The organism is Bacillus sp. ILBB4, from assembly GCF_035064545.1.
Taxonomy (GTDB): Bacteria; Bacillota; Bacilli; order Bacillales; family Bacillaceae_H; genus Priestia.
The window spans coordinates 209361-234695 of record NZ_JAIQVD010000003.1; the positions used below are offsets into that span (position 1 = coordinate 209361).

Sequence of the window (25335 nt, forward strand, 5' to 3'; positions counted from 1 at the left end):
TAAATACGGGGAAAGGGAGAAGATCGATGATTAAAAAAATGGAGCATACAGCAATTATTGTTGGAAATATGGATGAGACGATTCACTACTACGGGGATATGTTTGGCTTTAAAGTTCGCCTTCAAGGCTCTACCGAAAAAAGAGAGATGGCTTTTTTATATCTTGAAGAACAGCCGGGTATCGAAATTGAACTCATTCGAGATATTGATCCGATTGGCGAGTATAGCAAAAGCGGGATTGTTAACCACCTTGCCTTTACGGTAGAGGATATAAATAAGGCGATTCAACATTATAAGAGCAAAGGAATTGAATTTTTATCATCTGAGCCTCAGCCAACGCTTGAAGGCGGCCGTATGATTTTATTTCATGGACCTAATGATGAGTTGCTGCAGCTAGTAGAACGAGTTAAACTCTAAAAAAGCCTACTTTAAAGGGGTACATACAAGAAAAAATGTGTTTTGCAGTCAGGTTTTTAATGAAAATAGCCTTGCCATGATACATCTATAGATAACACTAACACTATTGATAGCAAGTAGACAGTAAACTTAGGTAATAGATTGGCATCAGTTTGTTCCACCATTATATAAAAACGGCTTGTATTCATCTAGAAATTTACCACTTTTAACTTGGTTTCGAGTATGTGCTGTGATAAAAAAATGGCCCCTCTAATTAGAATGACTGACAACTGGAGGGGCAGTTTTGTATGCAAAAAAGTTTATTAATTTTTATCGAGGCCGTGTTTATACGGATTCTAGAGTTAACTCAATAAACTTTTCAACAGCAGGAGATTGCCACTTTTTTGACTTGACGAGTAAATGCGAGTAGAAGGGCTCAAATTGTTCATTGTGTTCAAGAATGTTTAATAATCCTTTTTCAACCTCATTTTTTACGGTGATATAAGGGAGTACAGAAAATCCTAATCCGCTCATTACCGATTGTTTGATTGCTTCTAAACTCCATAGCTCCATTGTTTGAAATTTAGGCAGTTTATGAGCAGCCAGATATTTTTCAAACATCGAACGATAACTGCATCCCTCTTCGTTTGTTATAAAGAAGTCAGTAATTCCATCGGTTTTATAACCATCAAAGTGCTGATTTTTATCCGGGCTTGTAACTAAAACAATTTCTTCTTTATGCAACTCATGATGAATGAAATTATCTGCTTCTAATTTTGGCCAAACCATAAACGCAACATCAACATCTCCGCTCATAAGATCTGTTTGATTTTGCCCGCAAGTTCCATTGCTTAATATAACCTTAACATCGGGATACTTAGTTGAATATTTTTTTAGAATAGGTCCTAATCTTGAAATAGTCAGCGACTCAGGGGCAGCAATTTTCAACTCGCCGCTTACCTTATTTTGAGTTTTTAAGTGTGATATACGTTTATACGTATATAACAATTCATCGGCTAAAGGCATTAACTCTCTTCCTAAAGAAGTTAACTTTAACTCTCGTTTAGTATAAGTGAATAACTCGCCGCCAACCTCCCGTTCTAAAGCCTTAATATGAGAAGTGATAGTTGACTGAGTATAGCCCAGTTTCAGAGCCGCATTTGTATAACTCCCCACATCGATAATCGTTCGAAACGTATTAAATTGTCGTATCTCCATTGGTTATAAACTCCTCTTATCTATTTAAAAAAACGATAGTAGTTATTTGTTATTTCAATTTTACCGATAGATAGGCTTATATTACAATGAAGCACGTAACTTATTCAACAATTTTTTAGTAAGAGGAGAAATTAACTATATGAATTTTACAGCATTCCTTTCCTATTTAATTATTACATCTTTTACTCCAGGCCCAAGTAATATCTTGGTAATGAACGAAGGGAGAAGGTTTGGATTCAGAAGATCACTGCGCTTCAGCGGTGGAATTATGTCGGGGTTTATTATTCTGGGTATAGTAACTGCATTATTAGCCACAAGCCTGTATCAGTGGATACCAATGGTAGAACCTTACTTTAAGATCGTTGGTTCGGCATATTTAGTTTACCTAGCATGGCAAATGGCTTTCTCTAAGAAGAAAAAAGAGGATGATTCCTGTACAAACTCTTCTTTTTTTTCGGGGCTGTTTTTTCAAATTCTCAATATAAAAAGTATTTTGTACTTTTTAACGGCCATGACAACTTTTGTACTACCTTATAATAATTCCAAATCAGCTATCCTTTTTTTGATTTGTCTCACGATACTAATAGGATGCACCGCATTGCTACTGTGGACTGCATTTGGTTCTGTATTCAAAAAACTATTTGCAAAGTATGATAAAAGAATAAATGTAATAATGTGTGTGCTACTTATTTATTCGGCAATTGTTATTTTCTAAAACTGGCTGAATAAGAAAGGCTGTTTTTACTGAAATATTCTCAAGTACGTTTCCATATTTTATAGTAGCATCTTCTATTTATAATGTATAATTCATTATAATCATATTTTTCATACATCTATGTAATGAATAGAACGGTTAATAAGGAGATGGTACAAAGTGGAGTGGCAGCAGTTTAAATATTTTCAAACGCTTGCACGTACGCAGCATATGACGCGCGCCGCAGAAGAGCTGTTAATTACGCAGCCTGCGCTCAGTCGTTCAATCGCTCGTTTTGAAGAAGAAGTAGGAGCACCGCTATTTGACCGGCAAGGACGTTCCATTATATTAAATCAATATGGTAAAGTTTTTTTAAAGCGTGTAGATAACATAATGAAAGAATTTGATAAAGGACAAGAGGAAATTCAAGCGCTGCTAGATCCTGAAAAAGGGCAGGTGTCCCTTGGATTTTTACATACGCTCAGCACAGATTTGATTCCAGATTTAATCGCTTCGTTTCGTAGTTTGTATCCTAAGGTGAATTTTCAGCTGAGGCAAAGCCCTTCTCACGTTCTTCTTGAGCAGCTGCAGATGGGCGAACTAGATCTTTGTTTGATTGCGCCTATGGAAGAGAAATCGATCATCAAGTGGCAGCACCTTTGGAGTGAAGAGCTGTTTGTGATTGTGCCAAAAAATCATCGGTACGCTCGCTGTGAGAGTATCCCACTAGAAGAAATTGCTGAAGAATCATTTATTCACTTAAAAGAAGGCTTTTCTCTTCGTCTTACGTTTGAGCAGTTATTTGAAGAGACAGGGGTAAAGCCTCACATCATGTTTGAAGGAGAGGAAGCTGATACCGTAGCGGGACTTGTAGGAGCCGGCTTAGGAATTTCTATCCTTCCAGATTTACACGGAATAGATCAAAGTAAAATAGTGAAAATCCCATTAGCTAAAGCCAACTGCCACCGAGTAATTGGACTAGCTTGGATTGAAGGAAGATATCTATCACCGGCTGTTAAACAGTTTAGAAACTTTGTTTTACATAAATTCCATGAGCAGAAATGAAGGTGTTTCGTAGCCTAGACTTGTTTACAAACTCAGTCCTTTTTTCTTTTAAATAACCTTTTTAAAATCGATCTCTTTTTACCTACTACGCTGCTTTCTTTTGAAGCTTCTACTAATTCTGAAATGGCCTGCTGTTCACGCAAGCTTTTACGCAAAGATTGAATAAGCTGCTTATCTTTTTCCTGAAGAATTTGTTTTGTATCAGGCTCTTGTTGGGGTGAAGGCTGTACCGGCTGTTCGGGAGGTGTCGGCTGCTGGTCAGCTGCTTCTGCTGTGTTCTCTGTGTTCTCTTTGTCTTCGGCTTCTTCTAGAGACACGGCAGCTTGATCCTCGCTTGTAGTTAAAGAGAATTCTTTTTGCAGCGCTTCATTGATTTCTTCTGCTTGACAGCCCTCATCATAAAGCTGCTTAATTTTCAGTAAAACGGTCGCAGCCCCAGCTTCATATTGTTTTGGTCGATGATCCTCTTTTTGTATAAAGAAATATTGGAATTTATCTATATATCTTCTAATCGTTGAAGTAGGAATACTCGTTTCTTCAGATAACTCTTTTACACTAAGCCATTTTGTCATTTTCTCACCACTTTTTAAATGATTACTTATTCGTCAGCATCAATTTGAACTTGTACTAGTATCTACTGTTTATCTTATCATGTAACGCTTCTACGTACCTTGCTGTGTTGGTTTCTGTAACGTTTTTATAATCACAGTGTCATAAATGAGGTATAAGCTGCCACTCGCACAAAGATTTGTTAGTTGAAGAATAGGAAATAATCAGTAAGCATTTGTTTGGAGTATGTTGAACAATGATGAGCGTACTTCTTATTATTATCTTATAATGTTGCTGAAGAAAAATCGAGTGATTACTTCACTGTTTAATGATTATGGTAATGTTGTACTAAAGAATAAAAGGAGGGGCAGCATGAGTTTTACAGAACGAGCAGTAGCACTTATTAAACAAATACCATCCGGGAAAGTAATGACATACGGACAAATTGCCGGCTTGGCTGGTAGTCCCCGAGGTGCAAGGCAAGTTGTACGAGTACTGCATTCGATGAGTAAGAAACATAATCTCCCCTGGCACAGAGTCATTAATTCTAAAGGAGAAATTGGGTTTAAAGACGAAGAAATGTACGTTGTTCAAAAACTTTCACTTGAAGCGGAAGGAATACTCGTTTCTTCGGATGGAAAGCTTGATCTTAAAGTCTATCTCTATGAACCTGACGTGTATAAATAACAAAAAAGCTATCTGAAATAGATAGCTTTTTTTGTTATTTATGTTTTTCAAAAGCGAGCTTTAATCCAAAACCAATTAAAACGACTCCTGTTGCTTTATCCATAAAGCGCTGAACGCTAGGTGTTGTGAGCCATTTTCGTAAGTAGTTAATAAAAAAGACGAATACGAAAAACCACGTGATAGCAAGAAACGTATACGTTATGCCCATAAGAAGAAGTTGAAGCGTTACATTTTGATCACTTTGGACAAATTGAGGTAAAAAAGTTAAGAAAAACACCGCCACTTTTGGATTAAGGACGTTTGAGACAAGACCTTGACGAAAAGCGGATATTTCTTTTGACTTCTCCTCTTTTATAGGAGAAACTGTATCGCTTTTTTTAGAAAATAAAGAAGAGATCCCTAAGTACATTAAGTAAAGGGCTCCTGCATATTTTACCACTTCAAATGCCAGAGCTGACTGAAGAAGAAGAGCAGATAAGCCAAACGCGGCGGCGAGCGTATGAACTAAAGAGCCGCTTGCCAATCCTAACGCCAGTTTATAGCCGCCCGTTTGTCCATCTGCTATCGTTCGTTTGGTGATAAGAGCCGTATCAATACCGGGACTCATAATAACAAACAATGTAAGAACTAAAAAGGTCAAGATGTCATTCATTTTTTTCTTCCTCCTTGCTGTGATAAAATACAACTACATTTTATTTATTAAATATAATTTAACATATTTCACTAGGTTTATTAAATCTAATTTAATGAAATTAAATATAATTAAACATCTTTTACGGAGGAATCATCATGGAAAACATAGATATTGGAAAAAAAGTAGAGAAATTTCGAAAAGCAAAGGGGCTAAGCAGTCGAGAATTAGCCAAATTAGCGGAGATTACGCCGTCTATGTTAAGTCAAATTGAACGGGGATTAGCTAATCCGTCCATTTCAACGCTTAAAATTTTAGCTAAATGCCTCGATGTTCCTACTTTCAGTTTTTTACTTGAAGAAATAAACACCTCTCATTTAGTCGTACGGTCGAACGAGCGTAAAACGATGAAAGTAAAAGAGTTAACGTATTCGCTAGTATCACCAGACTTTACGGGAAATCTAGCTACGGCGATTATGGAAGTACCGCCGATGAAGTCCTCATCAGAATCTCCTTTAGCGCATAAAGGGGAGGAAGTGGCATATGTCTTAGAAGGAAAAATTAAGGTGTATTTGGAAGAGGAAGTATACGTGCTAGAAAAAGGAGACAGCGTCAAAATCCCTTCGCATCTGAAGCACAAATGGGACAATCCGTTTGAGGAGAAAGCGGTGATTTTATTCTCAGTTACACCGCCTGTTTTTTAAAATACTTACGGTTTTTATACTGCTCATCTTCAGTGTTAGCCACTTTTATTATATAAATGTGATAAAGCTATCATGTTCGTGGGGATAAACAATTGATAAAATAGCATTGTTGGGAATCTCTACCTAAGAGAATACATACTAAATATTTTTTTGAAAGGTGTTGAAGGGTAATGAAGACATGGAAAGAGATGTTTCGTACTTCAAAGCTTAAAAAAATGATGCCTGTACTCGCTCTGTCGTGCGCGGCGGCTGTAAGCTTTTCAAGCAGCGAGGTACATGCTGAAACGGTAAAATGTCAAAGACAAGAAACTAAGAGTGATCGAGAGTTTGCTAAGCTTGAAGAAAAATATGATGCGAATCTTGGCGTTTTTGCATTAGATACGGGTACCAATAAAACGGTAACGTATCATCCAGATGAGCGTTTTGCTTATGCGTCTACTCATAAAGCTCTTGCTGTCGGTGCACTTTTACAGCAGAAGTCAATCGAAGATCTCAATGAACGAATCTTTTATACGCGCGATGACCTTGTAAACTATAATCCCATTACAGAAAAGCACGTGGATACAGGCATGACTCTTCGAGAACTTGCGGATGCATCGCTTCGCTACAGCGACAATACGGCAGGGAACTTAATTCTGCAGCAGCTGGGCGGACCGGATGGATTTAAAGAAGCTTTAGAAAAAATAGGAGACGATGTGACGCTGCCTGAGCGCTTTGAGCCGGATTTAAATGAAGTGAATCCAGGAGAAACCCACGATACAAGTACACCGAGAGCGCTCGCTACAAGTCTTCAAACGTATGTACTTGGACAGGCACTTCCTGAAAACAAACGTGCACTTTTAACAGATTGGATGAAGCGAAACACAACAGGGGATGCGTTAATACGGGCGGGCGTGCCGAAAAGCTGGGAAGTAGCCGATAAGACAGGCGCAGGCTCGTACGCGACGCGAAATGATATTGCCATCCTTTGGCCGCCAAAAGGAGATCCAATTGTTCTTGCGATCCTTTCCAATCGTACGGAAAAAGATGCGGAGTATAATGATAAACTGATTGCAGAAGCGGCTAAACAAGCGGTGAAGACCCTTAAAGTTACTCGGAAATAAAATTGGATAATAGTAGTTTAAATGTAAAAGAAAGATTGAAAAGATTGATAGAACATTCTATTATTAATTAGAAAAAATACAGGAAGGAAGTATCTCTTATGAAAAAGATTTTTCCAATTGTTCTATCTTTCGGTTTATTAACGAGCGTATCTTTTAGCACAGTTTCAAACGTAGATGCGGCAGCTAAATCTTACAAAAACTGCACGGAATTAAACAAAGACTACAAAGGCGGCGTAGCTCGTGCGGCTAATGTAACAAATAAAGGCGGCAAAACAAAGTACAAACCGTATGTGTCAAAATCACTGTATGATGCCAATACAAAGTTAGATCGAGATAAAGACTACATCGCCTGTGAAAAATAAATACTAGCTGACTCATCCAAGCGCTTATTGTAAGCGCTTGGATTTTTTAATATCATCAACTTCTGTATGTTGCGAGCTGAGGTCAAAAATTAGTTAAATCGCACAAAATAATATCAGAAAATTCACATAAATAATAATGAACTTCCGTTGGAATTCGTATACACTATGTACATGTTAATTTAACTTACATCTTATGTTAGAAGTAAGAGGGGAAACATCACAAAAAAGGAGTTGAGTATATAGTGTCTACAAATGCAACAAGTTCCGTTATAGAAGAGATGCATTCTCATCAAGATAGAAGTCTTGATCCGTCACTAAAGCCAAAAGTGGAAAGTGATCGAAAGCTAACTCCGATGTCCTATATGTTTATGTGGATTGGAGACGGCGTTAATTTAGGAAATATGACGCTTGGCGCAAGCTTAGTAGTAGCAGGTACTGCGGTATTAAATCTTTTTCAAACGTTTGTGGCAGCGATTATTGCCATTGGTATTATTTCTACTTTTTTTGTATTAAACGATCGAATTGGCTATAAGACGGGCATACCGTATGTGATGCAGCTTCGAATGTCTTTCGGAATAAAAGGATCCGTCATATCGTCTCTTTTACGAGGTATTCCAGCTATCATTTGGTACGGTTTCCAAAGCTGGACAGGCGGTACCGCTTTAAACGAAATCGGGAAAATTGTGAGTAAAGGGTCTTTTGACAATCTTGTTCTTTGCTTTATTATCATTCAGCTGCTGCAAATTGTGCTTTCTCTGTACAGCTTCCACGCGGTTAAATGGGTAGAGATGCTTGCTTCAATCATCATATTGCTTGGTCTTGTTTACGTATTTGGCGTTCTTTTAACTTCTCATAGCGAGGTAGTAGGGGAGAAGTGGGTACATACAAAAGGTTCATGGGGACTTCCGTTCTTTTCTTTCATTATGATGTTTATGGGAAATTATGCAGCGATTTTTCTAAGCGCAGCCGATTACTCTAGAGAACTGAAGACAGGAATTAGCGACACAAAGCGTGGGTTCTTATACTTTACACCGATTCTAGTAGCCTACGGATTCGTTCTTACAATCGGGGCAATGCTTGCTTCTGCTACGGGTATTTCCAATCCAGTTAAAGCGTTCGCGGTTGTAGTGGATAATTCATATATTACCGTCGCTGTATCAGCTTTTATTGTGATTGGGGTTATTGCCGTAAACATGGTGGCGAATATTATTCCACCTACGTATGTGATTACGCTGCTGACAAAAGCAAATTATAAAGTGGCGGTGACCATTACTGGACTGCTTGCCTTTTGCTCGTTCCCTTGGGTGCTTGTTCAAGATTCGTCAGCTGCAGGTCTTGGGCTGTTCATTTTGATTTACTCTGCTTTTTTAGGTCCAATTGTTTCTATTTTACTAGTTGATTACTATATTTTACGAAAACAAAGAGTAAACGTAGAAGAATTGTATCAAGAAAAAGGGCCGTTTTCCGGTTACAATCCGTGCGCCATGCTTGCGATGCTCATCGGCGCAGGTGCTGCGTTTATCGAAGTCGATTTAGGCTGGATTATAGGAGTGGTAGTTGCAGGAGTTACGTATATTCTTTTAACGAAATTTGCTTTTAAACATTCAAAATTTAAAAAAGGAACCATCTTTGAATACTAACACTCCATCGATAAAAGCCTTTGCTTTCTGCAAAGGCTTTTATCGCGTCAGATTAAATCTCTTTGTCTAGTTTCCAAAAAAGTGGGTAAAGTAAAGAAGAGAAAAAAGTTACCTCTATTATGAGTTGCTTTTACAGGAGCGCATCTAATGTATCGCATCAATCATAGTTTAAAGGAGAGGGCAGAGTATGTATGAATTTAGAGTGTATACTCTTCGAGATGGAAGCGAAAAGGTAATCAAAACGCTGAAACATGAATCGTTTGCTGATGAAATTCAACGAGCGGGAATTAAGCAAACAGAAATTGCTCAAACACAGCTAGTAGATAAACCGAGATAAGGCATTTGCCTTTATTTTTACACGTTTTAAAAAAGCCGGATTCCTATGTCTTTACGCGGGAGTCCGGCTTTTTCTAATTTCTTATAGTTCTTCACCATTTGTTTCAATTACATGTTTATACCAGTTAAAGGAATCTTTTTTGTAGCGCTTCATTGATCCGTTTCCTTCGTTGTCACGGTCGACATAAATCATGCCGTATCGCTTTTTCATTTCGCCTGTTGTAAAGGAAACAATATCAATAATTCCCCACGGCGTGTAGCCCATTAAATCAACACCATCGTACGTCACGGCTTTTTCTAACGCTTCGATGTGCGATTTTAAATATTCAATTCGTGATGCGTCATGAATGGATCCGTCTTCTTCAACTGTATCGATAGCGCCAAATCCGTTTTCTACGATGAACAGCGGAATTTGATAGCGGTCGTAGAAGCGGTTTAACGTATAGCGCAAGCCCGTTGGATCAATCGACCAGCCCCAATCGCTTGATTTGATATAAGGATTTGCTACGCCGTTTGGCAATCCTCCGTTTACGATATCGCCTGTGTTATCAGCTTCAACGTCGCTTTTAACCGTTGTTGACATGTAATAGCTGAAGCCTAAATAATCCACCTTTCCGTTTCGTAAAATTTCTTCGTCGCCTTCTTCAAACGGAATACGATAGCCTTCTCGTTCGAACTCTTTTAACGCATAGCTTGGGTAGTAGCCGCGAACTTGAACGTCAGGGAAGAAGTAGCGCTGTCTCATTGTTTCTTCTGCTAACATCACGTCTTCAGGGTTTGAAGAATACGGATAGATTGGTACATGTGACACCATCGCTCCGATTTGGAAATTCGGATTAATTTCTTTTCCTTTTGACACGGCAAGAGCACTTGCCAGCAGTTCATGATGTCCTGCTTGATACATCACTTCTTTTGCGTTTTCACCCGGTTTTACAGAAACGCCGGAGTTCGTCCATAAGAATAGAGGGTTGTGTACGTCCATTTTGTTGTTGATTTCATTAAACGTCATCCAGTACGTGACTTTGTCTTTGTAGCGGTCGAAACAAACTTCAGCGAACTTCACAAAGCAATCTACTGTTTTTCGGTTTCTAAATCCGCCGTATTCTCGAGCCAAATGCAGGGGCATTTCAAAGTGAGACAGCGTAATAACCGGCTCAATGCCGTGTTTTAACAGTTCATCAAATACATCGTCGTAGAATTTTAGTCCTTCTTCGTTTGGCTCAGCTTCATCGCCCTTAGGAAAAATACGACTCCAGCCAATAGACGTTCGTAAACATTTTAAGCCCATTTCTGCAAACAGTGCGATATCTTCTTTGTAGCGGTGGTAAAAATCAATTGCTTCGTGATTTGGATAGAATTTATCTTCTTCCACTGTTTCAGTGATTTGTCGCGCTACACCGTGCGCACCTGCAGTCATAACGTCTACTACGCTCGGTCCTTTTCCACCTTGGTTCCATCCACCTTCAAATTGATGAGCTGCTAATGCGCCGCCCCATAAAAAATCTTTTGGCATCTTTGTCATTGTTAGTTCCTCCTTATTTCACTACGGTAAATAATGTTTGATCTAGCCCGCTATTTTCAACATCTTCAACAATCACTTCGCGGTAAGCGCTTGAATTTGTGATAATAACCGGCGTAATGGTTTGTAATCCTTGTTTTTTAATAAATTCTTTATCAAATTCTATTAGTAAATCGCCTTTTTTAAATTTTGTACCGTCTTCTACGTGTAGCGTAAACGGCTTGCCGTCTAACGTAACGGTATCTAATCCAATATGAACAAGCAGCTCAACGCCGTATTCTGAACGAAGGCCAATGGCGTGCTTCGTTGGTGCTACCATGACTACCGTTCCGTCAAAAGGTGCATAAAGCTTATTATCTGAAGGATCAATCGCTAATCCTTCTCCCATCGCACCTGAGCTGAATACTTCATCGGGTACGCTAGAAAGAGGGATGACTTTCCCGCTAAACGGTGCGCTGATTGTTTCTTCATTTTCTTTTGGATTACTTACAGCTACTTCGTTTAAAGGAGCAGCAGCTGCGTCTTTTGCTGCATCTTCTCCGTAACCAAATACTTGAATAAGCAGAACGGGAAGAATGATTGCAATGGCACATCCAATTAAAATGCCCCAGATCGACATCGGGTAGTCCTGGCTGATACCGTTTACAATGGTCAGCGGTCCAGGCAATCCTGCGTAAGCAAAGTAGTAAGGATGAAAGAAGCTTGCTACAACAGCACCAATAGCACCTGAAATGCATCCAAAGATAAACGGCTTTTTAAAACGTAGGTTTACGCCGTAGATGGCTGGTTCGGTAATACCGAATAATCCTGTTATCCCAGCTGATACGCTGACTTTGCGTGCTTCTTGGCTTTTTGCTTTTAAAATAACCCCAAGTACCGCTCCGACTTGAGCTACCACGGCAATTGTTTGATACGCTTGAAACGAATCTCTGCCGTTTAAATCAAAGTTTGCAAGCACCATCGGCGTAATTCCCCAATGTATTCCAAAGATAACAACAATTTGCCAGAAGCCGCCAATGATTGCTCCAGCTAAGGCAGGTACGTTTTCAGCTAAAAAGTTATAGCCGTGAGCGATTCCGTTAGCTCCCATCGTGGTAACAGGACCAATAAGCAAAATTGTTACAGGAACCATAATTACCATACATAAAAATGGGACAAACAGCGGTCTAACCACTTCATGAATGCTTTTGTTTAGGAACCTTTCAAGATAAGACAAAATCCATACTAAAAATAAAGGCGGTAAAACAGAAGAAGTATAGACCGTTTCGGATAAGGGAAGACCTAAAAACGAAATGCTGCTTCCATCGGCAATTTTGGCCGCCATTTCTGCCCATGTTGGACTGACTAATGCCGCACAGCACGCCACTGCGATGTAGGTGTTGGTTTTAAAATGCTTGGATGCTGTGATGGCAATAAAAATAGGTAAAAAAACAAATGGTGCCCATGAAATGAAGCTTAATACTTGATATGTGCCCGTTTTTGCAAAGCTGTTAGAGACTAAGTTAATTAAAATTAACGAGCCCTGTAAAATTCCTGCTGCTGCCAGGATGTATACAAACGGCGCAAACACCGCTGACATCGTAGCAATCACACGATTTAAGATTGTTCCTTTGTTTTCAGATTGTTCCTCTGTGGTATCCAAGTTTACTAAACTAGCAAATTCTTCATAAACATCTCCTACGTGCTGCCCAATAACAACTTGAAACTGTCCGCTGTTTTCAACGACTGTAATAACACCAGGCATAGAAGACACCTTGCGTTTGGCTTCTGGCTTTGAGCGCTTTAACACAATTCGCAGTCTCGTAGCGCAGCGTGTAGCGCTTACGATATTTTCTTCGCCGCCTACCGCATCTAAAATGTCTGCTGCAAGCTTGTGATAATCTCTAATTTTCCCTCCCATATGTTCAACCCCCTTGTTGAGTATACGCTTTCAGTATAATTGTACCGATACAATTTATCAATACCCAAATAAAATAATAATTAATGAATAATTTAAGTTTATGGTATGGAGTTAGATTATGGTATAATCGTGTTATTCTTGAGACAAATTCAGTAAAGAGGTATAGCTATGATTAAATACCAACAAATTGCAATTGAAATTGAAACCTATATTGAAGAACACAAGCTTCAACAAGGAGAAAAGCTGCCGGTATTAGAAACGCTGATGGCGCAGTTTAAAGCAAGCAAAAGTACCGTAACAAAAGCCTTAGATCTGCTAGAGAAAAAAGGCGTTGTTTTTCAAGTGAGAGGAAGCGGCATTTTTGTCCGTCGCCATAAACGAACAGGCTATATTGGCTTGCTTTCCAATCAAGGATTTACGAGTGAACTTGAAGATTTTCAGTTAACGTCGGAAGTGATTGAGTTAGATGTACGAAAGCCGACGCAAGAAGCCGCGTTAAATTTAAACATAGAAGAAAATAGTGACGTCTATTATGTAAAAAGAGTACGGTATATTAACGGCCAGACGCTTTGTCTAGAAGAATCGTTTTATAATAAATCCATCGTTACGTACTTGAATAACGAAATTGTTTCTCAGTCTATTTTTCATTACATTAAAGAAGGACTTGGCTTAAAAATCGGGTTTTCTGATCTATATCTTCACGTCGGCAAGCTGAACGGAGAGGAAGCGAAGTACCTAGGATTAAAAGAAGGAGATCCTAAATTATTTATTGAAACACTCTTTCACTTAGCTAACGGACAGCCGTTTGATTTTTCAAAAGTAACGTATAACTACGAACAGTCTCAGTTCTTTTTACAAGCAACGAGTCACGTTTTATAAAAAAAGTGTCCGTCTCTCAATTCTTGCAGGTGCTATGATTGGTTTTGTAGTTAACATAAGTTGTGCATTATTAAAGTTAATTAAAAACAAAGTGGAGTAAACTTATTCGGGGCAGTGGAGGTTTTGAGTGAAAGTATCATTATTCAGCCATATACGAGCAAGTATCAACAGCAAGTAGTGGATTTAATTCTTCATATTCAGCAGCAAGAATACCAAATTCCAATAACGGAAAAAGATCAGCCTGATTTGTTTGAAATCGAAAGCTTTTATCAACAGGGGAATGGAAACTTCTGGGTTGCTGTTTGCGACGAAAAAGTAGTAGGAAGCGTAGCTTTAATAGACATTGGCAGCCGTCAAGTAGCGCTGCGGAAAATGTTTGTAGCAAAGCCTTATAGAGGAGCAAACTTCAAAACAGCTCACCGGTTATTGCATACAGCCATCGCGTGGGTAAAAGAGCAGGAAGTGGAAAGAATATATCTAGGAACCACATTACAATATAAAGCTGTTCATCGATTTTATGAGAAAAATGGGTTTCAACATATAGAGAAAGAAAAGCTGCCTAAGAATTTCCCCGTGATGAACGTAGATAAAAAGTTTTATACATATAAGGTATAAGCTAAGCCTTTGTGCAAAATCATATCGGTTATTGTAATGAACGGTAGATATGAGAGCTGTGTTTGTAGCAAAACATATAAAAAAGACGGTCTATGCATATTAGATCGTCTTTTTATATAGCCTGTTTATAAGGATGGATGATAACCCAAACGGTAATGAACAGCTCAACGTTACAATGAGGATTCGCGGGAAGAGACTAAAAGCGGATATCCCGTCGCTTAGCAAAAATAAAGTTAATACGGCGAGTGCTCCAACGATATCGAAAAGAAGATATAGAATTAGTTCAATTAATATCTTAAGTGAATTTATGTATTTCATGATGCTTGTTATAGCTATTGAACAAGGGATGCCTACTATAATGATGAATGGAGTCGTAAGATACACACCAATAAGCAAAATCGATAGATAGTCTAGTATACCTGTATAGCCAAGGGAATTTAATTCAAATATTTCGATGCAAACTGCACCGCCGCATATCGATGAAGCAATAGTTGCAAGTATTTGTTTAATAAGCTTCACAGTCGTTCTCCTAGACGTACTTTTTTATCTAGAATAGCAATATAGTTTGAAAAATACTAGCATCTATTAAAAGAAAAGTGGATATAGGCGTTGGAACTGCTAAAAGAAAGCTTATACCTTAGCTTAATGACAAAAGCCGCTAGGTCAACGAATCTAGCGGCTTTTACTTTGGCAATGTCTCTTGATAATGAACTCTTTTTTTAAGTAGGAAATTGTCTAACTGAGCAATTAAAATCCCCGCAACCACAATAACAGAACCAATCAGTTCTTTAAGCGTAAACAGCTCATGCAAAAAGAGAACGGCAAACAGCGCAGCAAAAATAGGCTCTGTTGCAAAAATAAGTCCTGTGTGAGTAGGAGTTGTATAGCGCTGCGCAATAGCTTGACAAATGAATCCAATCGCGCTGCAAAGAACGCCAAGACCTAATATTGCAATCCATGATGATAAAGTAGTTGGGATGCTAGGGTGTTCAAATAAAAAGCTGCAAGTCAGTGCAAATAATCCAGCAAACCCTAGCTGTAAAATGCCGAGAGCAATTGGGTTTTCGTTTTTCGTAAACGTGCCGGTCAGCGTGATATGAATGGCATAACATAGCGCCGTTCCAATGCAAAGTAAATCACCAGCATTCATATGAAAGGAGTGCTTTAAAGTTAAAACACCTATACCGGTTAGGGTAATGATAACGCCAAGTCCAATCGGCCAAGAAGGAAGCTTCTTCACTAAAAAGCAGTTAAGCAATGGAACAAAAATGACCGTTAAACTGACAAGAAATCCGGCATTTGAAGCAGACGTCATGCTGACGCCAAACGTGACAAATGAAAAAACGGAAAACAGTAAAAAGCCTAAAATAGCTGATGATCCAATTGTTTTGCGTGTGATTTGTCGTAAAGGCTTATAGAAAAAGAGTCCGGCAATAAAAAAAGCAATCAAACATCTAAGTGCAATAATAGTAAATGACCCGAGCGAACTCAGCCCCATTTTCATAAACACGTACGACATGCCCCAAAATACGTTTACCCCAATCATCATCATATTTGCTCGCGTGCGGTAACTCACGTTCAACCCTCCATTGTTTATAATATACTCACAGTATACAAAGGAATTTGATATTAATAAAATGAATCTTTATAATGATGAACGTGAATTAAATTCATGTTGAGGCGGGAGAAAATGAGCTTAGTAAAATATGAAATATTAAATAAAGTAGCGGAAGTGAAAAGCTTTACAAAAGCGGCAGATGCGCTGGCGCTCACGCAGTCAGCGGTCAGTCATGCCATTACAAATCTTGAATCGGAATTTGGATTTCTGCTTGTGAATCGAAACAGATCAGGTATTACCTTAACAACAGAAGGCGAAACGATGCTTCTTGCCATTCGGAAAGTGCTGCAAGAAAATGAAAAAGTCCATCAAGAAGCAGCCAGTCTGTTAGGTCTTGCAAAAGGAACGATTAAAATCGGTATTTTTAAAAGCGTGTCGACCAAATGGCTTCCTGAAATTATTCGGCTGATGGAAAAAAACTACCCTGAGATTCAAATTCAGCTCAAAGAAGGCGACTACCTTGAAATTGAACAGTGGCTGCTAAGCGGAGAAATAGACTGCGGTTTTATTAACATTACGCATTCAAGTCAATTTCATATTATTTCTTTAAAAAAAGACCGGCTGCTGTGTGTCGTATCGGATCAAAGTGCTCTATATCATCAGAAAACCGTTTCTTTTGAAGATTTAGAGAAAGAACCGTTTATTATGCCGACGTACGGCGGTTATCATGATATTAAGCAATTGTTTGAAGAACATGGCATTCAGCCTGACATCCGTTTTGAATTAATGGATGAAAGTGCTATTTTATCGATGGTTACGCATCACTTAGGAATTAGCATTTTACCTGAAATGCTTTTGGATTCGATCCCGCAGGAGCTGCGTGCGATTCCGTTTCAAATAGACAGCTACCGTTCAATTGGTCTAGCTACTCGTTATCATCTTTCACCTGCAGCCAAAAAATTTGCTGAAACAACGCAAGCATGGCTGCAGGATTCGGATAAGTAGGAGATTATTTATAGAGCAAAATCGGTTAATTCATAAGACTCTTAGGAACTAAGCGCATCTTTGTGCTATAATAAAGCTATACAATTACCTATTAGTCATCATTGATGACTAATTTTTTTTGGAGGATAATATGGAAGATTTATTACAATTAAAGAACAAGAACTTTGTTATTATGGGAGTTGCCAACGACAGAAGTATTGCTTGGGGTGTTGCAAAAGCCCTTCATCAAGTAGGAGCAAACTTAATTTTTACATACCGTAAAGAACGTTCACTAGGAAAATTGAACAAGCTGTTAGAAAAAAATGAAATTCAAGCGACATTAATTGCAGAATGTGATGTAAACAGCGACGAAAGCATTGAAGCAGCTTTCAAAAAAATCGGAGAAGAAGCAGGCACAGTTCACGGAGTGATTCACTCTGTTGCGTTTGCTCACTCAGAAGATTTAAACGGTGAGTTCATCAATACATCAAGAAGCGGATATGCATTTGCTCAAGATACAAGCGCTTATTCATTTATCGCCGTAGCGAAAGCAGCAAAACCTCTTATGACAGAAGGCGGTTCTCTTGTAGCGATGAGCTATCTTGGTGCAGAGCGCGCAGTTGAAGGCTATAACGTAATGGGCGTAGCAAAAGCAGCGCTTGAGTCTTCAGTAAAATACTTAGCATTAGACTTAGGGAAAGACAATATCCGCGTAAATGCGATTTCAGCAGGCCCAATTCGTACACTTGCAGCGAAAGGCATTTCTGACTTTAACCAAATTCTTCACCATGTTGAAGAAAAAGCACCTCTTAAGCGTAACGTAACGCAAGCAGAAGTTGGCGACATGACGGTTGTATTACTGAGCCACCTTTCACGCGGCGTAACGGGAGAAATCGTACACGTGGACGCTGGTTATAATATTGTAGGTTAATTCCAAAAAACCTTCTCATTCGAGAAGGTTTTTTTTAGCTTTTTTCATAAAAAGACAAATGCATGCATCCCAACACAGACCCCTTAAATCAATATCGTTAACAATAAGGCGAATCAGAAGAAATATTCATTCTATACTTCTAGATAAATGTGTGCTTCCACTTATAAAACAAGAGCTCATGTCTATAAGTAAAGACAAGAAATATATAATTTAATTCATAATTAATTAAACGCCTATATTTTAAAATAGATAAGCTCTAAATCCTAAAAAGAACATATGATGTGGCAAAGGAAAAGGAGTTGACGAAATATGCATCAAGGACAGCAACATTATATTCCATGGGAACAATGGCATCATCAGCATCCTCAAGGCACGTGGAATCAATGGCATCAGCAACATCCTCATGTACCTTGGGAGCAGTGGCATAAACACTATCCGCACGGCACATGGAATCAATGGCATCAACAACATCCATACACACCTTGGAATCAGTGGCATCAGCAGTATCCGCACGGTACATGGAATCAGTGGCATCAGCAAAATCCATATGTGCCATGGAATCAGTGGCACCAGCAGCACCCACACAGTTCGTGGAATCAATGGCATAATATCTATCATCAAAGCTAATCAGCTTTTTACCATAAAAGGTCCGGTTCTCCTTAGGAACTGGACCTTTTGTGTGTAGACGTGAATGACGCAGTAAGCTTGATTTTCAGCCCTATATACGAGCGACGATGATGAAGAATACGTTTGTTCGATAGGGTAGGGGGTACACGAATAAAGCGAGTCAAAGACCAACATTCATAAGGTCTAAGCTGTATAAAATGGACTAGTTCGCGGTAAAGCAACTATGTAAATAAGAAAAATTAAATATAATTTTCTTACTTGACAATATACCTATAGGGGTATATTATAAAACGTGTAAACAACATCAATTTAATAGCAAGGCGGTGATGGTCATGCTCTATATAGCAGTGTTGTTGCTTGCTATTTTATTTAGTGCATACCGACGTTATTATCCCGTTAAAGGAATACAGTGCATACGTGAATCTGAAGCAAAAGAATTTGGGCGAACGGTTGTAGATATTCGTCATTATCATGAAGTTCGCGATTCTATTGGTATAGTTATTCCGTATGCGTACCTCAAACGCTTTTATTCAGAAATTCCACAGGGCAGCGTTCATCTGATTGCCGGAGATAGAGTGGAATTAAATTTAAGCGTAAGGTTCTTACGAAAAAGAGGTTTTAAATTGCGCAGCTATGAGTTAGCAGCGTGTAAGTGTAAAAGTAAAGGAAAGAAAGGGGTATTCGATTATGGAGTATAATCAACAGGTGAAAAATCGCCTGCGCCGAATTGAAGGACAGCTAAAAGGCGTGCTCAGCATGATGGAGCAAGGAAAAGACTGCCGAGACGTCGTGACTCAATTATCTGCTGCAAGAAGTGCAAACGACAGATAAAGGTGCTAAAAGTGATTTAACAGCGTGGGCAAAATCAACAGGACACGAACTTATTGATTTTAAAGAAGAAGGCAGCATATTTATCTTTTACATTCAAAAAGGCTAATTTTTTTTAGAATTAAATATACCCAATGGGGTAATAGGGGGAACAACATGACTGAACAAAAGAAACGAACAACGATTGTATTATTTAGCGGGGATTATGATAAAGCGATGGCAGCTTATATTATTGCCAACGGAGCGGCTGCTTATGACCATGAAGTGACGATATTCCATACGTTTTGGGGATTGAATGCGCTTCGTAAAGAAGAAATGGTGCCGGTGAAAAAGGGATTTTTAGAAAAGATGTTTGGCAAAATGATGCCGCGCGGTGCGGATAAAATGGGCTTATCTAAAATGAACTTTGCAGGTATGGGACCTAAAATGATTAAAAACGTAATGAAAAAGCATAACGCTCTAACGCTGCCGCAGCTTATTGAAATGGCGCAAGAACAAGATGTGAAGCTAGTGGCTTGTACGATGACGATGGATCTTCTAGGATTACAGGAGAAAGAGCTGCTAGATAATATTGAATATGCGGGCGTAGCAGCGTATTTAGCCGACGCAGAAGACGGAAACGTAAACTTATTCATCTAAAAGATAACTCATGAAGCGAGGGTCAATATGATTATCAATGCGCTTATTATCGTCTTTCTGTTGTGGTTTTTGTATCAACGTTTTGCACCAGTAAAAGGTATTCAGCAAATAGCCACAATGGAGTTAAAAGCAAAGTTAAAAAATAAAAATAACCAGTTTATCGATGTGCGAACACCGCCTGAATTTCGTACCAAACATATTAAAGGATTTCGAAACATTCCTTTATCAGAACTGCCGGCCCAAACAGGCCAGCTTTCAAAAGACAGAGAAGTAGTCGTTGTTTGTCAAAGCGGAATGAGAAGTATGAAAGCAAGTAAACTGTTGAAAAAGCAAGGTTTTACATCCATCACCAACGTTAAAGGCGGCATGAATACGTGGAGATAAATCAAAAAGGAGGAGACGTAGCGTGAAGACAATAGCAGCACAAGAAGTAGAACAATTAGTAAAAAAACAAGAACAAATTCACATTTTAGATGTACGTGAAGTAGGGAAAGTAAAAACAGGTAAAATTCCAAACGCGTTAAATATCCCCCTTCCTTTATTGGAATTCCGTATGCATGAGTTAGACAAAGCAAATAATTACATTGTCGTCTGTCGTTCTGGAGGCAGAAGCGGAATGGCAGCTCGTTTTCTTGAGCAGCAAGGCTATAGTGTAACGAATATGACCGGCGGAATGATGGAGTGGAAAGGGGAAAAGGTCTAATTTTTTTGGAAAAAAATATACCCCTACTAGTATTTAAATCAGGGAGGAAAAAGAAATGATGCAAGCAAACTTTGTATTAGATGCAAAAGGACTAGCATGTCCAATGCCAATCGTAAGAACAAAGAAGAAAATGAATGAATTAGAAGCAGGTCAAGTACTAGAAATTCAAGCAACGGATAAAGGCTCTACGGCTGACTTACAAGCGTGGGCAAAAAGCACAGGTCATGAGTATTTAGGTACCGAGACAGAAGGTGACGTTCTTCACCACTTTCTTCGTAAAGGCGGTGCCGAAGAAAACGTAACGCCCATTCCAGAAATTTCATTAGAAGAATTTGCGAAAAAAGTAGAGAATGAAGAACATCTTCATATTTTAGACGTTCGTGAAGTAGAAGAATACGATGAAGCTCATATTCCAGGCGTAGTTCATATTCCGCTTGGTGAAGTAGAAAAACGTTCGAATGAGCTAAATAAAGAGAATGAAATTTATATTATTTGCCACTCTGGAAGACGAAGTGAAATGGCAGGGCAAACGTTGAAAAAGCAAGGATTTAAACACTTAGTTAACGTGGTTCCTGGTATGCGTGACTGGACAGGTAAAGTAGAATAACCAATGAATCATAGTGAATTAAAAATTTTTGATGGTTTATATACCCAAGGAGGTATTTTAATATGACAGTACATGTTCTTACTGCAAAAGAAGTTACATCTAAAATTATTAATAAAGAACCGCTATTTATCTTGGACGTTCGTAATGAAAGTGATTTTAGCGATTGGAAAATTGAAGGTCATCAATTTCAGCATTTAAATGTTCCATACTTCGATCTTTTAGACGGAGTAGAAGAAATCTTAGAAAAAATCCCTTCTGATAAAGCAGTGTTAGTTGTCTGTGCCAAAGAAGGTTCATCGGTGATGGTAGCTGACATGCTTTCAGAAGCTGGCCTTACAGTATCGTACCTAAAAGGCGGTATGAAAGCGTGGAGTGAATATTTAGAGCCTGTTAAAGTCGGAGATTTAAAAGACGGCGGAGAGATCTATCAGTTTGTTCGTATCGGTAAAGGATGCTTATCTTATATGATCGTATCGAACGGTGAAGCTGCTATTATTGATGCGACGCGTATGGCGGATGTGTATATTAACTTTGCCAAAGAACTTGGTGTCACAATTAAGCATGTGTTTGATACTCACCTTCATGCAGATCACATTTCAGGAGGAAGAGTCATTGCTGAAGCAACAAATGCAGCTTACTGGCTGCCTCCAAAAGATGCAGAAGAAGTGATTTTTGACTATAAGGCGTTAGAAGAAGGCAGTGATGTCGTGATTGGTAACACAACGATTACGATTCAGCCTCTTTATTCACCGGGTCATACGATTGGATCAACTTCTTTTATCGTAGACGATCAATACTTGCTTTCAGGTGATATTTTGTTCATCGATTCAATTGGACGTCCTGATTTAGCTGGTATGGCTGAAGATTGGGTAGGCGATCTGCGCGAGACGCTTTATAGACGCTATAAAGCATTATCAGATGAGTTAGTTGTATTGCCAGCTCATTTTATGATTATTGATGAGCTAAATGACAACGGCAGCGTAGCTGAAAAATTAGGTACTTTATTTGCTGAAAATCGTGGATTAAATATTGAAGACGAAGCAGAGTTCAGACACTTAGTAACAGACAATTTACCGCCGCAGCCAAATGCATATCAAGAAATCCGTGAAACTAATATGGGAAAAGTAAGTCCAGATGAAGAAAAACAGCGCGAAATGGAAATTGGACCAAACCGCTGTGCGATTCGCTAAGTAAAAAATTCAACTCAAACAAAGGAGAGAGAGAAATGGAATCAACTAAAATACTAGATGCAAAAGGGCTGGCATGTCCAATGCCGATTGTTAAAACAAAAAAAGCAATGAATGAACTTGAAGCAGGTCAAGTGTTAGAAATTCATGCAACGGATAAAGGGGCAAAAAACGATCTTGCAGCCTGGGCAAAATCTGGCGGTCACGAGCTTCTTCATACAGAAGAAGGCGACGTTTTTAAGTTTTGGATTAAAAAAGGATAAGAAATAATGGACGAAAAGGGTATCTCTTGTAAAAGGTACCCTTTCCTTATATGAAACGGAGCGACTATAGATGGATCTTACATTTATCATCACGCTTTTTCTTATTGGATTTATTGGGTCGTTTATTTCCGGTATGGTCGGTATTGGCGGGTCTGTTATTAATTATCCGATGCTGTTATATATTCCTCCATTAGTAGGAGTAGGAGCATTAACGGCTCATCAAGTCTCAGGTGCAGGAGCTGTTCAAGTGTTCTTTGCGACAATAGGCGGCGTATGGGCGTATCGAAAAAGCGGATTTTTAAACAAATCATTAATTTTATATATGGGCAGCAATATTCTAATCGGCAGCATGCTTGGAAGCTACAGCTCACATTATATGAATGAACAAGGATTAAATGTTGTATATGGAGTTTTAGCTCTTATTGCGGTTATTATGATGTTTATTCCAAAGAAAAATTTAGATGAGATAAAAGAAGGCGAACTTCAATTCAATAAAGGATTAGCTTCTATTTTATCACTGCTTATCGGAGCCGTAGCAGGCGTGTTAGGAGCAGGAGGAGCCTTTATTTTAGTTCCTGTGATGCTCGTGGTACTTAAAATTCCAACTCGAATTACTATCGCAACTTCACTAGCCGTTACCTTTATTTCTTCCATTGGTTCGACGGTTGGAAAGCTGATAACGCATCAAGTCCCTTTTATACCTGCACTTATTTTAGTTGCTGCAAGCCTAATTGCCTCTCCAATTGGTGCAAAAGTGGGGCAGAAAATGAATACAAAAGTGCTTCAGTGGATCCTTGCCGGTTTAATTTTAGCAACGGCAGTTAAAATTTGGTGGGGGCTGCTATAAAAAAAAGCTAAAGCTATGGATTCCCATAGCTTTAGCTTTTTTTATAGTACTTCATCACTTTCCACAAACGTTTCAAGCGCAGGATGAAATTCTTTTTGATAGTGGTTAGACGGACATACTTTCACAACAGTAGAGCGAAGAGCATTGGATTTTGATGTATTTAACACTTGCTTGCATTTAGGGCATCGTTCATTAAACAGAAAATGAAGCCATTTCACTTTTTATCACTCCTGTACTAAAACCTTTAAATCTTATCGGGTTAATAAGGATTATAAAGGGTTTTATAAGGCAGGTCAATGAAAAGGGAAGGAATCTTACAAAATAATTTACTGAGATAAATATATTTGCATAAAAAATTAAGAATTTATAGAATTTATTGTTTATTTATTTGATTTTTATGTTATCCTTTTTAACATACATTAAATATAAGGCCATAATTATCGTACGACCTTTGATTTGTATTACAAATAGTGAATGAGAAAAATATGTACCGAAAGGAGAACATGGCATCAAGAAGAAATGAATAGTCAGAGAGCAAGCAGATGCTAGTTGTCTATTAAAAAGGCATCTCCCAAGGCTTCTGTTTTAATTTTTCTGACTATTCTAATAATTAACTGGTTATTAAAAGTTTAAAATCTAGAAAAGGAATGATCATCAATGAAAGATAAATTTGCCCAACGAGCTAGTCTTGTAAAATCCTCTGAAACGCGCGAAATTTTAAAAGTAACGGAACGACCAGAAGTGATTTCATTTGCAGGAGGACTTCCAGCGCCGGAGCTATTTCCCGTTGAAGCAATGAACGATGCGTGCCGCGCCGTATTAAATGAAGACGGAGCCGCTTCACTTCAATACAGTGCAACAGAGGGGTATATCCCTTTACGAGAAGCAATTTCTAAACGAATGCAGGACATCGGCATTGAGTCCACGGTTTCGAACATTTTAATTACGTCCGGATCTCAGCAGGCAATTGACCTTACCGGAAGACTGTTTCTTAATGACGGAGACGTGGTAATCTGTGAAAGCCCAACGTATCTAGCGGCTATTAACGTCTTTAAATCCTACAATGCGACGTTTGTAGAAGTAGACATGGACGAAGACGGAATGATTATGGAAGAGCTAGAGAAAAAGCTTCAGGAAAATCCACATGCGAAATTTATCTATACAATTCCAGATTTTCAAAACCCTACAGGGCGCACATTAACGCGAGAAAGACGTCAGCGAATGATCGAGCTTGCGAACGCATACGACGTTCTAATTGTAGAAGATAATCCGTACGGAGGCGTTCGATTTGCAGGAGAAACGCTGCCGCCGGTTAAGCATTTTGATACAGAAGGCAGAGTTATTTATATCAGCACATTTTCTAAAATCTTTGCACCGGGTCTTCGAATCGGCTGGGTGTGTGCAGATGAAGCTTTTATTGATAAGTACGTAGCGTTTAAGCAAGTGGCTGACTTGCATACGGACAGCTTTGCTCAGCGCGTAACGGCTAAGTACATGGAGCTTTATGATATCGAAGAGCACATTCAAAAAATTAAAGCCGTATACAAAGAGCGATGTACCCAAATGTTATCGTGCATCGAAGAGTTTTTCCCGGAGAATTTGTCTTACAGTAAGCCAGAAGGCGGATTGTTTATTTGGGTGGAACTGCCCGAAGGAATTGATTCAGCGCATATCTTTTCAGAATGTCTAAAAAACAACGTAGCCTGTGTTCCAGGAACTCCTTTCTTTCCAAACGGAACAAGAAACAATGCGCTGCGCTTGAATTATTCTAATATGTCTGCTGAACAAATCGTTGAAGGCATGAAGCGCATGGGAGACGTATTGCATCGTGAATTGACAAGGGAAACGACTGTTTTATAAAAAG

31 protein-coding genes and 2 pseudogenes are annotated in these 25335 nt (G+C 38.8%); 25 read left to right on the forward strand and 8 right to left on the reverse strand.

Annotation, left to right across the window (positions count from 1 at the left end; translation table 11 throughout):
* The first annotated feature begins 26 nt into the window (after positions 1-26).
* A complete protein-coding gene (locus LAV82_RS13000) occupies positions 27-416 on the forward strand; it encodes a VOC family protein (protein ID WP_211077741.1) in 390 nt (129 codons plus the stop codon).
* A 324-nt stretch (positions 417-740) separates the two neighbouring features.
* On the opposite strand, the gene LAV82_RS13005 is transcribed toward LAV82_RS13000, so the two are convergent.
* Positions 741-1613 carry a LysR family transcriptional regulator gene (locus tag LAV82_RS13005; RefSeq protein ID WP_499716222.1) on the reverse strand — a complete coding sequence of 291 codons (873 nt, stop codon included), beginning with the start codon at positions 1611-1613 and terminating at the stop codon, positions 741-743.
* A 139-nt stretch (positions 1614-1752) separates the two neighbouring features.
* On the opposite strand from LAV82_RS13005, the gene LAV82_RS13010 reads away from it, so the two are divergent.
* Positions 1753-2328: a LysE family transporter gene (locus LAV82_RS13010; protein ID WP_211077743.1), complete on the forward strand. Its 576-nt coding sequence runs from the start codon at positions 1753-1755 to the stop codon at positions 2326-2328.
* Between the two features lie 159 nt (positions 2329-2487).
* A complete protein-coding gene (locus LAV82_RS13015; protein WP_211077744.1) occupies positions 2488-3372 on the forward strand; it encodes a LysR family transcriptional regulator in 885 nt (294 codons plus the stop codon).
* Between the two features lie 32 nt (positions 3373-3404).
* Here the strand turns inward: LAV82_RS13015 and LAV82_RS13020 are convergent, their stop codons facing one another.
* Entirely contained in the window at positions 3405-3944 is a 540-nt protein-coding gene (locus tag LAV82_RS13020) for a MerR family transcriptional regulator (RefSeq protein ID WP_211077745.1), read from the reverse strand.
* A 349-nt stretch (positions 3945-4293) separates the two neighbouring features.
* Here LAV82_RS13020 and LAV82_RS13025 point away from each other — a divergent pair, with 349 nt between their 5' ends.
* Positions 4294-4608 carry an MGMT family protein gene (locus tag LAV82_RS13025; protein ID WP_013058058.1) on the forward strand — a complete coding sequence of 105 codons (315 nt, stop codon included), beginning with the start codon at positions 4294-4296 and terminating at the stop codon, positions 4606-4608.
* A gap of 34 nt (positions 4609-4642) precedes the next feature.
* On the opposite strand, the gene LAV82_RS13030 is transcribed toward LAV82_RS13025, so the two are convergent.
* Positions 4643-5260, reverse strand: coding sequence for a LysE family translocator (locus tag LAV82_RS13030; protein WP_499716223.1), 618 nt, complete (start codon positions 5258-5260; stop codon positions 4643-4645).
* Between the two features lie 137 nt (positions 5261-5397).
* Here LAV82_RS13030 and LAV82_RS13035 point away from each other — a divergent pair, with 137 nt between their 5' ends.
* From LAV82_RS13035 to LAV82_RS13055, 5 genes are all read left to right on the forward strand, one after another.
* Entirely contained in the window at positions 5398-5943 is a 546-nt protein-coding gene (locus LAV82_RS13035; RefSeq protein WP_029323096.1) for a cupin domain-containing protein, read from the forward strand.
* Positions 5944-6113: 170 nt separating this feature from the next.
* Positions 6114-7046, forward strand: a complete 933-nt coding sequence (gene bla / locus LAV82_RS13040; protein WP_013058055.1) for a class A beta-lactamase — start codon at positions 6114-6116, stop codon at positions 7044-7046.
* Between the two features lie 98 nt (positions 7047-7144).
* Positions 7145-7408: an excalibur calcium-binding domain-containing protein gene (locus LAV82_RS13045; RefSeq protein ID WP_013058054.1), complete on the forward strand. Its 264-nt coding sequence runs from the start codon at positions 7145-7147 to the stop codon at positions 7406-7408.
* Positions 7409-7650: 242 nt separating this feature from the next.
* A complete protein-coding gene (locus LAV82_RS13050) occupies positions 7651-9048 on the forward strand; it encodes an NCS1 family transporter (RefSeq protein WP_055992033.1) in 1398 nt (465 codons plus the stop codon).
* A 187-nt stretch (positions 9049-9235) separates the two neighbouring features.
* Positions 9236-9385, forward strand: a complete 150-nt coding sequence (locus LAV82_RS13055) for a hypothetical protein (protein WP_013058052.1) — start codon at positions 9236-9238, stop codon at positions 9383-9385.
* An 81-nt stretch (positions 9386-9466) separates the two neighbouring features.
* Here LAV82_RS13055 and bglA read toward each other — a convergent pair whose 3' ends face one another.
* Both bglA and LAV82_RS13065 read right to left on the reverse strand, forming a co-directional pair.
* A complete protein-coding gene (gene bglA / locus LAV82_RS13060) occupies positions 9467-10906 on the reverse strand; it encodes a 6-phospho-beta-glucosidase BglA (protein ID WP_499716224.1) in 1440 nt (479 codons plus the stop codon).
* A gap of 13 nt (positions 10907-10919) precedes the next feature.
* Positions 10920-12803 carry a beta-glucoside-specific PTS transporter subunit IIABC gene (locus tag LAV82_RS13065; protein WP_499716225.1) on the reverse strand — a complete coding sequence of 628 codons (1884 nt, stop codon included), beginning with the start codon at positions 12801-12803 and terminating at the stop codon, positions 10920-10922.
* Between the two features lie 168 nt (positions 12804-12971).
* On the opposite strand from LAV82_RS13065, the gene LAV82_RS13070 reads away from it, so the two are divergent.
* Positions 12972-13682 (forward strand): GntR family transcriptional regulator, encoded by a 711-nt coding sequence (locus tag LAV82_RS13070; protein WP_013058049.1) that lies wholly within the window; start codon positions 12972-12974, stop codon positions 13680-13682.
* A gap of 123 nt (positions 13683-13805) precedes the next feature.
* Positions 13806-14297: a GNAT family N-acetyltransferase gene (locus LAV82_RS13075; protein ID WP_499716226.1), complete on the forward strand. Its 492-nt coding sequence runs from the start codon at positions 13806-13808 to the stop codon at positions 14295-14297.
* Positions 14298-14396: 99 nt separating this feature from the next.
* Here the strand turns inward: LAV82_RS13075 and LAV82_RS13080 are convergent, their stop codons facing one another.
* Both LAV82_RS13080 and LAV82_RS13085 read right to left on the reverse strand, forming a co-directional pair.
* Entirely contained in the window at positions 14397-14816 is a 420-nt protein-coding gene (locus LAV82_RS13080) for a hypothetical protein (RefSeq protein WP_499716228.1), read from the reverse strand.
* 163 nt (positions 14817-14979) lie between these two features.
* On the reverse strand, positions 14980-15873 hold the full coding sequence (locus LAV82_RS13085) for a DMT family transporter (protein WP_211077753.1): 894 nt from the start codon (positions 15871-15873) through the stop codon (positions 14980-14982).
* A 114-nt stretch (positions 15874-15987) separates the two neighbouring features.
* Between LAV82_RS13085 and LAV82_RS13090 the strand changes: the two genes are divergently transcribed.
* The 13 genes and pseudogenes from LAV82_RS13090 to LAV82_RS13150 all read left to right on the forward strand — a co-directional run bounded on the left by LAV82_RS13090 (position 15988) and on the right by LAV82_RS13150 (position 23471).
* On the forward strand, positions 15988-16860 hold the full coding sequence (locus LAV82_RS13090; RefSeq protein ID WP_211077754.1) for a LysR family transcriptional regulator: 873 nt from the start codon (positions 15988-15990) through the stop codon (positions 16858-16860).
* A 130-nt stretch (positions 16861-16990) separates the two neighbouring features.
* Entirely contained in the window at positions 16991-17770 is a 780-nt protein-coding gene (gene fabI / locus LAV82_RS13095) for an enoyl-ACP reductase FabI (RefSeq protein ID WP_013058045.1), read from the forward strand.
* A gap of 309 nt (positions 17771-18079) precedes the next feature.
* Complete coding sequence (locus tag LAV82_RS13100; protein ID WP_013084066.1) at positions 18080-18397, forward strand: hypothetical protein; 318 nt, start codon at positions 18080-18082, stop codon at positions 18395-18397.
* 332 nt (positions 18398-18729) lie between these two features.
* The gene (locus LAV82_RS13105; RefSeq protein ID WP_499716229.1) at positions 18730-19095 is read left to right on the forward strand and encodes a sulfurtransferase; all 366 of its coding nucleotides are present in this window, start codon (positions 18730-18732) and stop codon (positions 19093-19095) included.
* Positions 19085-19225, forward strand: a pseudogene (locus LAV82_RS13110) (metal-sensing transcriptional repressor); the annotation flags it as partial. The gene LAV82_RS13105 and the pseudogene LAV82_RS13110, both read left to right, overlap by 11 nt.
* Positions 19209-19334, forward strand: a pseudogene (locus LAV82_RS13115) (sulfurtransferase TusA family protein); the annotation flags it as partial. The pseudogenes LAV82_RS13110 and LAV82_RS13115, both read left to right, overlap by 17 nt.
* Positions 19335-19381: 47 nt before the next feature.
* Entirely contained in the window at positions 19382-19864 is a 483-nt protein-coding gene (locus LAV82_RS13120) for a DsrE/DsrF/DrsH-like family protein (RefSeq protein ID WP_013058040.1), read from the forward strand.
* Positions 19865-19891: 27 nt separating this feature from the next.
* On the forward strand, positions 19892-20248 hold the full coding sequence (locus LAV82_RS13125) for a rhodanese-like domain-containing protein (protein ID WP_211077757.1): 357 nt from the start codon (positions 19892-19894) through the stop codon (positions 20246-20248).
* Between the two features lie 22 nt (positions 20249-20270).
* Positions 20271-20567, forward strand: coding sequence for a rhodanese-like domain-containing protein (locus LAV82_RS13130; protein ID WP_499716230.1), 297 nt, complete (start codon positions 20271-20273; stop codon positions 20565-20567).
* A 55-nt stretch (positions 20568-20622) separates the two neighbouring features.
* Positions 20623-21174: a sulfurtransferase TusA family protein gene (locus LAV82_RS13135; RefSeq protein WP_055992048.1), complete on the forward strand. Its 552-nt coding sequence runs from the start codon at positions 20623-20625 to the stop codon at positions 21172-21174.
* A 62-nt stretch (positions 21175-21236) separates the two neighbouring features.
* The gene (locus LAV82_RS13140) at positions 21237-22364 is read left to right on the forward strand and encodes an MBL fold metallo-hydrolase (RefSeq protein WP_211077759.1); all 1128 of its coding nucleotides are present in this window, start codon (positions 21237-21239) and stop codon (positions 22362-22364) included.
* A gap of 35 nt (positions 22365-22399) precedes the next feature.
* Positions 22400-22624, forward strand: coding sequence for a sulfurtransferase TusA family protein (locus tag LAV82_RS13145; RefSeq protein WP_055992054.1), 225 nt, complete (start codon positions 22400-22402; stop codon positions 22622-22624).
* Positions 22625-22694: 70 nt separating this feature from the next.
* Positions 22695-23471, forward strand: a complete 777-nt coding sequence (locus LAV82_RS13150; RefSeq protein WP_211077760.1) for a sulfite exporter TauE/SafE family protein — start codon at positions 22695-22697, stop codon at positions 23469-23471.
* 41 nt (positions 23472-23512) lie between these two features.
* On the opposite strand, the gene LAV82_RS13155 is transcribed toward LAV82_RS13150, so the two are convergent.
* Positions 23513-23689, reverse strand: coding sequence for a hypothetical protein (locus tag LAV82_RS13155; RefSeq protein ID WP_165351768.1), 177 nt, complete (start codon positions 23687-23689; stop codon positions 23513-23515).
* A gap of 439 nt (positions 23690-24128) precedes the next feature.
* Between LAV82_RS13155 and LAV82_RS13160 the strand changes: the two genes are divergently transcribed.
* A complete protein-coding gene (locus LAV82_RS13160; RefSeq protein ID WP_499716231.1) occupies positions 24129-25331 on the forward strand; it encodes an aminotransferase-like domain-containing protein in 1203 nt (400 codons plus the stop codon).
* The last annotated feature ends 4 nt before the right edge of the window (positions 25332-25335 follow it).

What these genes read in the sequence shown, in the direction of transcription:
- LAV82_RS13000 (WP_211077741.1), top strand. Translation starts at nt 27, where the DNA reads ATGATTAAAAAAATGGAGCATACAGCAATTATTGTTGGAAATATGGAT.
- LAV82_RS13005 (WP_499716222.1), bottom strand. Translation starts at nt 1,613, where the DNA reads ATGGAGATACGACAATTTAATACGTTTCGAACGATTATCGATGTGGGG.
- LAV82_RS13010 (WP_211077743.1), top strand. Translation starts at nt 1,753, where the DNA reads ATGAATTTTACAGCATTCCTTTCCTATTTAATTATTACATCTTTTACT.
- LAV82_RS13020 (WP_211077745.1), bottom strand. Translation starts at nt 3,944, where the DNA reads ATGACAAAATGGCTTAGTGTAAAAGAGTTATCTGAAGAAACGAGTATT.
- LAV82_RS13025 (WP_013058058.1), top strand. Translation starts at nt 4,294, where the DNA reads ATGAGTTTTACAGAACGAGCAGTAGCACTTATTAAACAAATACCATCC.
- LAV82_RS13030 (WP_499716223.1), bottom strand. Translation starts at nt 5,260, where the DNA reads ATGAATGACATCTTGACCTTTTTAGTTCTTACATTGTTTGTTATTATG.
- LAV82_RS13035 (WP_029323096.1), top strand. Translation starts at nt 5,398, where the DNA reads ATGGAAAACATAGATATTGGAAAAAAAGTAGAGAAATTTCGAAAAGCA.
- bla (WP_013058055.1), top strand. Translation starts at nt 6,114, where the DNA reads ATGAAGACATGGAAAGAGATGTTTCGTACTTCAAAGCTTAAAAAAATG.
- LAV82_RS13045 (WP_013058054.1), top strand. Translation starts at nt 7,145, where the DNA reads ATGAAAAAGATTTTTCCAATTGTTCTATCTTTCGGTTTATTAACGAGC.
- LAV82_RS13055 (WP_013058052.1), top strand. Translation starts at nt 9,236, where the DNA reads ATGTATGAATTTAGAGTGTATACTCTTCGAGATGGAAGCGAAAAGGTA.
- bglA (WP_499716224.1), bottom strand. Translation starts at nt 10,906, where the DNA reads ATGACAAAGATGCCAAAAGATTTTTTATGGGGCGGCGCATTAGCAGCT.
- LAV82_RS13065 (WP_499716225.1), bottom strand. Translation starts at nt 12,803, where the DNA reads ATGGGAGGGAAAATTAGAGATTATCACAAGCTTGCAGCAGACATTTTA.
- LAV82_RS13070 (WP_013058049.1), top strand. Translation starts at nt 12,972, where the DNA reads ATGATTAAATACCAACAAATTGCAATTGAAATTGAAACCTATATTGAA.
- LAV82_RS13090 (WP_211077754.1), top strand. Translation starts at nt 15,988, where the DNA reads ATGAGCTTAGTAAAATATGAAATATTAAATAAAGTAGCGGAAGTGAAA.
- fabI (WP_013058045.1), top strand. Translation starts at nt 16,991, where the DNA reads ATGGAAGATTTATTACAATTAAAGAACAAGAACTTTGTTATTATGGGA.
- LAV82_RS13100 (WP_013084066.1), top strand. Translation starts at nt 18,080, where the DNA reads ATGCATCAAGGACAGCAACATTATATTCCATGGGAACAATGGCATCAT.
- LAV82_RS13105 (WP_499716229.1), top strand. Translation starts at nt 18,730, where the DNA reads ATGCTCTATATAGCAGTGTTGTTGCTTGCTATTTTATTTAGTGCATAC.
- LAV82_RS13120 (WP_013058040.1), top strand. Translation starts at nt 19,382, where the DNA reads ATGACTGAACAAAAGAAACGAACAACGATTGTATTATTTAGCGGGGAT.
- LAV82_RS13125 (WP_211077757.1), top strand. Translation starts at nt 19,892, where the DNA reads ATGATTATCAATGCGCTTATTATCGTCTTTCTGTTGTGGTTTTTGTAT.
- LAV82_RS13135 (WP_055992048.1), top strand. Translation starts at nt 20,623, where the DNA reads ATGATGCAAGCAAACTTTGTATTAGATGCAAAAGGACTAGCATGTCCA.
- LAV82_RS13140 (WP_211077759.1), top strand. Translation starts at nt 21,237, where the DNA reads ATGACAGTACATGTTCTTACTGCAAAAGAAGTTACATCTAAAATTATT.
- LAV82_RS13145 (WP_055992054.1), top strand. Translation starts at nt 22,400, where the DNA reads ATGGAATCAACTAAAATACTAGATGCAAAAGGGCTGGCATGTCCAATG.
- LAV82_RS13150 (WP_211077760.1), top strand. Translation starts at nt 22,695, where the DNA reads ATGGATCTTACATTTATCATCACGCTTTTTCTTATTGGATTTATTGGG.
- LAV82_RS13160 (WP_499716231.1), top strand. Translation starts at nt 24,129, where the DNA reads ATGAAAGATAAATTTGCCCAACGAGCTAGTCTTGTAAAATCCTCTGAA.